This window comes from Brachyspira sp. (genome assembly GCF_050873525.1).
GTDB lineage: Bacteria > Spirochaetota > Brachyspiria > Brachyspirales > Brachyspiraceae > Brachyspira.
In genome coordinates, this window is record NZ_JBNMIZ010000176.1 from 1 (window position 1) to 5,555 (window position 5,555).

Sequence of the window (5,555 nt, forward strand, 5' to 3'; positions counted from 1 at the left end):
TAATTAAGTGAATTTTTTATTTTTCCAAATAAAATTTTTTGATATTATAAACCTTAATTTTTTATTAAATTCATTAATTGCAAACTTTAATTTTTATCGTCATTGCAAATATTTTTAATAATTCCGTCATTGCAAGCATTATCTTTATTGTCATTGCGAGGACGAAGTCCGAGTCTAAAGCCCGCCGTTGGCGAGCAATCCACTATTAATAAAGTTAAATTTTCAAAATCAAATTTAATTAATTTTGGATTACTTCGGCATTTCCAATGCCTCGTAATGACTACAAAAACACCGTCATTGCGAGCTTTCGTAAGAAAGCGTGGCAATCCAAAATAATAATTTTTTTTGTTCTGGATTACTTCGCATTTTTACAAATGCTCGTAATGACTGCGTTATTTAATGTCATTGCAAACGATGTCAAAGGCACACAGCGTGAGGCATGGCAATCCGCTATTATTAACTTTTCAAAAAAAAATTTTAAAAAAATTTGATTTAAGTATTGACAAAATACAAACAATATGTTAGAATTAGCTAACAATAAAAGAGATTGTATTATTTTTGCGAACGACTTTGTATCCTAAATCGATACAATATTTTATAACCTTCATTTAATTAAACTGTTTAAGGCGCTCTCCAAAAAGGGCGTCTTATTATTTAACCTTAAATAAAAACATAGAATAATCGTCATCGGGACTTCTGTATGAAAGATATTCGTAGAAATCGTTTTTTATCGAAAGCGTCAAATCGTTCGCACTCAATTTTTTATTTTCCGAAATAATTTTTTTAAGTCTGTCTATGCCGTAAATATCGTATTTGCTTTTTGATTTCGAAGCTTCGATCATTCCGTCCGTGAAAAATAAAAATATATCGTTAGTCGAAAGTTCTACGGTTTCCTCTTCGTAAAAAGCGTTTGGGAAAAGTCCGACTATAGTTCCGCCAATCGTATATTCCTTAATTTCTCCGTCTTTAAGAATCAATAAAGGAGTATGCGAAGCGTTGGAATAAGTAATTTTTTTTTGAGCCAAATCTATTTCGGCGATTATCATAGTCAAATAAAAATACGCGGGCAATGTGTCGACTAAATAATTATTAATATTTTTTAATAAAGAACTTACCGAATCGAAAGAAGTGGATAAAGTTCTAAAAACAGTTTTGAGCATCGAAGTTACTATTGCAGCTCCAATTCCATGTCCGCTTATATCCGACATAATAAATAAAATTTTCGTTTTATTAATATAAATATAATCGAAAAAATCTCCGCCTATATTTTCAAAAGGCTGATAAAAGCATGCCGAAGATATAAATTGATTATTCACGGTTTTTTTATTTAACATTGTCTCTTGAAGTTTTCTTGCCGTTGAAATATCTTTTTTATAAACTTTATTTAAAGAAGATATAACATCGAATCTGCCGAGTATAAAAGTGTTTTTTTCTTTCAAATCTATAATCGCTTTCTGATAATCTTTCATTATGGAATCGTTTACGGTTTTGAGATTTAAAATATCCGAAGATTTTTCTTCCTCATAATTTATTTTGTCTTTTATTATTTTATTTGAATAATTCTTAATCGTGTATTTATAAAAAGCTAAAAACGGAATAAGAAACAATAAAAATAATGCAAACAAAGTTATAAAAATTTTTTTGTCTTCAAAATTGATTATGGAAAATACGATTAACAATAAAAAAAGTATAAGAAATACTATTGAAATAAATTTTAATATCGCCGAAATTTTTTCCGCTTTCATTAAATACGCTAAAATTAATTAAACATTTTTTTTGGATATTATTTATTTAAAATTCTTTTCTATAAGATTTTCGTAAGTTCCGTTTGTCATAATTATTGAAATTCCTCTATTTATATTTTCAAGCAGAGAAATATCTTCTTTTCTAACGGCTATCGCATAATCTTCCTGAACGGAATCGCTGTCTATAAGTTTAATTTCTTCGTTATATTTTGCGAAATTCTTGCATGGCTCTTTATCGAATACTATCGCGTCAATCTTTTTTTCTTTTAACGATAAAACCGCCTGCGCTCCCGTATCGAATTTTTTAGTGTTTACTTTTTCGTTTTCCGTCATTACAACATCGCCCGTAGTTCCTATAACCGTTCCGACATTTTTTCCTTCGAGATTATCAAAATTAGTGATATCGTTATTGTCTCTATGAACTAAAATAACCTGACTTGACACATAATAAGTTTCCGAAAAATTAACGAACTCTTTTCTCTCTTCGGTTACCGTCATTCCCGCTATAATTACATCTATCTTTTTTGTTTGTAGCGCTGGCAAAAGTCCCGCAAATTGCATTTGATTAAATTCCACTTTCATGTCCGTCAATTTTGCTATTTCGTTCATTATATCGTAATCGAATCCCGCGATATTTCCGTTATCTAAATAACCGAAGGGCGGAAAAGCGGCGTCTATTCCGACATATATTATTTTATCTTCCGTATTTTCCATACTTTCGGAAGAATTTGTTTTATTATTGCAAGATAAAGATAATATTAAACTAAATATAATCATAAAAATCGCTATTATTTTTTTCATTTTCATTCTCCATTTTTTAAATATTAATAATGATTAAAAAATATATTATAAACGATAAGAATGTCAAGCGTTTAATATTTCATTAAATTAATAATTAAGTAGTATTGATATAATAAATTTTTAATATATAATAAAATCATGCAAGTTAACATATTACAGAATAATTGGACAGAAAATTTAAAAACTAAAATATACGGCAGAAACTTAAAACTGTTTGAAAGTATAGAAAGCACAAATAAAAAAATGCTCGAAGATTTAAATTCAAATAATAATTTAGAGGAAGGAACTGTTTATATTGCATTGAAGCAGACTTCGGGAAAAGGAAGCTACGGAAATTCTTGGGACTCCGATAACGATTTGGGATTATGGTTAAGTGTTTTGTTGTATTCTCCATTTAAAAAAGATGTTTTAACTTTTTTGCCATGCATAGCTTTAACTAAATTACTCAAAGAAAAATATAATATTAGCGCTCATATAAAGTGGCCCAACGATGTTCTTATCGGACATAAAAAAATATCTGGAACTTTGATTCAAATTACGACTTTAAACGATAAAAAAGCATGCATAATCGGAACGGGAATCAATTTATATCATAATGAAAATGATTTTGATTTGGAGATAAGAAATAAGGCGACTTCTTTATTTTTGGAAACGGGAATAAAAGTAGAACTTAAAGAATTTTTTAAAGAATTTATTTGTTATTTTGAAGAAATTTATTTGGGCGAAAAAAATTTAATCGAATTATTTAAAGAAAATAGCGAAATAATTGGAAAGAAAATCAAAGCGAAAAAAGACGGAAAAGAAATCGAGGCTTTCGTCAAAGATATAACCGAAGAAGGATATTTGAAAGTTGAAATAAACGATAACGAAGATATTTGGATATCGAGAGCTTCTCTTGATATTGATACTTTTTACTGATAAAAATTTGATTAAAAAAATTTAATTAAAAAACTTAATAAAAAAAATTAAAAAATTGAAAAGAGGAAAAAATATGCGAAAACCAATCCCTTATAAAAATCCCGAAGAGAAAAAAAAGATAAACAAAAAAAAAGTCGCTTTATTTATAATATTTGAAATTATTATAATAATACTTGCGATAGTGACAACCGCAATGATTTCTTTATTATTTGGATTATCTCCTTATATAAGTGCGGGAATAAGCGCCGCAATATTAATATTTTTTACGATATTCATATCAAAAGAGATTATTTTCAAAAATAGTAATTGAAATTTAACCTAAAATAATATATTATATAAAATAATTTTAATTAATATTTTTTAAGGAGAATTTTAATGTTTGACAATAATGTTCATTATGTAATGAAAGAGCTTGAGACTATATATAAAGTGGTAGTCGAAAATTTGGGAAAGGAATTATTGAATGTGGAAATTAATCATATGGAATACGAACCTAAAATGGACAGAATAAATATCAATAATTTTATATTTATCAGATTAATAGTTCAAAACGAGTTCGACCATAAAGAAATCTATTACGATATATATGTCGTTGACGAAAACGGAAACGATACCGAGCATTCTATGATTAATGTTCAAAGACCTTTTAAAAGATTAGTTGATAAAATAGATTATTTAATCAAATTGGATTATTGATTTTTTATGTATTTAATCTACGCTTTAATGTCGTCAATATTCGCTTCTTTGACGGCGATTTTTATAAAATTAGGATTATCTGATATTAATTCAAATTTGGCGACAGCTATAAGAACTATAATAATTTTGATTATGTCTTGGATTATAGTTTTTTATACGAATTCTTTTGAAAATATAAAATCTATTAATTCAAAAAATTTAATTTTTTTAATAGTTTCGGGAATCACTACGGGTTTATCTTGGATATTTTATTTTAAGGCGCTTCAAATCGGAGATGTTGCAAAAGTTACCGTAATAGATAAACTCTCGATAGTTTTTACGATTATTCTTGCGTTTATATTCTTAAAAGAAACTATAAGTTTAAAAATGATTATAGGAATCGTTCTTATATTCGCGGGAACTTTAATAATTAGTTTATAATTCATAATTTTTTATATTTTTCTCTTCCATACAAAAATAAATGGTTTAACTTTTTTAGTTAAACCATTTTGTATCTATGAAAGCTTAAAAATTATTTTTTTATTTTATATGTTTATATGGTTGATAATGCATATTTATCTTCGTTATATTTTCTTGCATTATTTCCTTCAAGCTCTTTAATTACCGAATCGGCTTTAGTTTTAAGCGCGTTTTTAGATGTAAATCTTTCGGTTAATTCTATTACATATAAAGTATTTTCGTCTTTAAGATAATATAATTGATATTCAGTGTCGTCATCGCCAATTTCCGTATTTTTAACAATGCAGGCATTTCTATCTCGGCTTGTATCGTTATTATTTTGGCTCGTTACCAACTCAATACCGTCAACTATCTCTACAGTGGAATAATCGCTTTCGGCAGGTTCGCCCGTTTCCAATTCTCTTTCTTCCATTTCAGAATTTTCATTAAAGAAAAGAAAAGTTGATTCGGTTTCCACTTGCCCATGGTCATATTCTTCTTCAGTTTGAAACCAAACCGTATTATACAATCTCGTTAATACGGAATATTCTCTTTGGTCTGCAGCTTTACTATCGTTGTTTGAAGTATCTTGCGCTGGAGTAACTGTAGTAATCGTATCTCCCGAAGTAGAGGACGAACTTTGCGAGGCTAAACTAAATAAAGCCGTTTTACTCGCGTTCAAACTTAAAGTGCCTTGTTTTACCGCGTGATTTACACTCGGAATATTTTTTGTGGTTGGTTTTCCCGATGAACTTGTATTGCTTTTGCAAGCAAGAGCTAATATAGATACAGTTATTATGATTAATATTTTTCTTATCATAATTTTCTCCTTTGTTTTTAAATTTAATATATTAGACGAATTAAACTTAAAAAAGTTCCCGATTTTCAAAAAAAATTTACTGAATATATCATATTTCTATACAAATCATATAAAAAATAATACAAATTATACAAATA

8 protein-coding genes are annotated in these 5,555 nt (G+C 27.8%); 4 read left to right on the plus strand and 4 right to left on the minus strand.

Going from position 1 to position 5,555, the window contains the following annotated elements:
• Positions 1-86 precede the first annotated feature (86 nt).
• From ACR0QS_RS10410 to ACR0QS_RS10420, 3 genes are all read right to left on the minus strand, one after another.
• Positions 87-326: a hypothetical protein gene (locus tag ACR0QS_RS10410; protein WP_432633380.1), complete on the minus strand. Its 240-nt coding sequence runs from the start codon at positions 324-326 to the stop codon at positions 87-89.
• Between the two features lie 324 nt (positions 327-650).
• Entirely contained in the window at positions 651-1,745 is a 1,095-nt protein-coding gene (locus ACR0QS_RS10415; RefSeq protein WP_432633381.1) for a PP2C family protein-serine/threonine phosphatase, read from the minus strand.
• Positions 1,746-1,787: 42 nt separating this feature from the next.
• A complete protein-coding gene (locus tag ACR0QS_RS10420) occupies positions 1,788-2,546 on the minus strand; it encodes a basic amino acid ABC transporter substrate-binding protein (protein ID WP_432633382.1) in 759 nt (252 codons plus the stop codon).
• Between the two features lie 138 nt (positions 2,547-2,684).
• Between ACR0QS_RS10420 and ACR0QS_RS10425 the strand changes: the two genes are divergently transcribed.
• The 4 genes from ACR0QS_RS10425 (at position 2,685) to ACR0QS_RS10440 (ending at position 4,580) form a co-directional block, all read left to right on the plus strand.
• Positions 2,685-3,464 (plus strand): biotin--[acetyl-CoA-carboxylase] ligase, encoded by a 780-nt coding sequence (locus tag ACR0QS_RS10425; RefSeq protein WP_432633383.1) that lies wholly within the window; start codon positions 2,685-2,687, stop codon positions 3,462-3,464.
• Positions 3,465-3,537: 73 nt separating this feature from the next.
• Complete coding sequence (locus ACR0QS_RS10430) at positions 3,538-3,774, plus strand: hypothetical protein (RefSeq protein WP_432633384.1); 237 nt, start codon at positions 3,538-3,540, stop codon at positions 3,772-3,774.
• A 65-nt stretch (positions 3,775-3,839) separates the two neighbouring features.
• Positions 3,840-4,160: a hypothetical protein gene (locus tag ACR0QS_RS10435; protein ID WP_432633385.1), complete on the plus strand. Its 321-nt coding sequence runs from the start codon at positions 3,840-3,842 to the stop codon at positions 4,158-4,160.
• Positions 4,161-4,166: 6 nt separating this feature from the next.
• Positions 4,167-4,580: an EamA family transporter gene (locus ACR0QS_RS10440; RefSeq protein ID WP_432633386.1), complete on the plus strand. Its 414-nt coding sequence runs from the start codon at positions 4,167-4,169 to the stop codon at positions 4,578-4,580.
• Positions 4,581-4,692: 112 nt separating this feature from the next.
• Here the strand turns inward: ACR0QS_RS10440 and ACR0QS_RS10445 are convergent, their stop codons facing one another.
• Complete coding sequence (locus ACR0QS_RS10445) at positions 4,693-5,418, minus strand: hypothetical protein (RefSeq protein WP_432633387.1); 726 nt, start codon at positions 5,416-5,418, stop codon at positions 4,693-4,695.
• Positions 5,419-5,555: the final 137 nt, after the last annotated feature.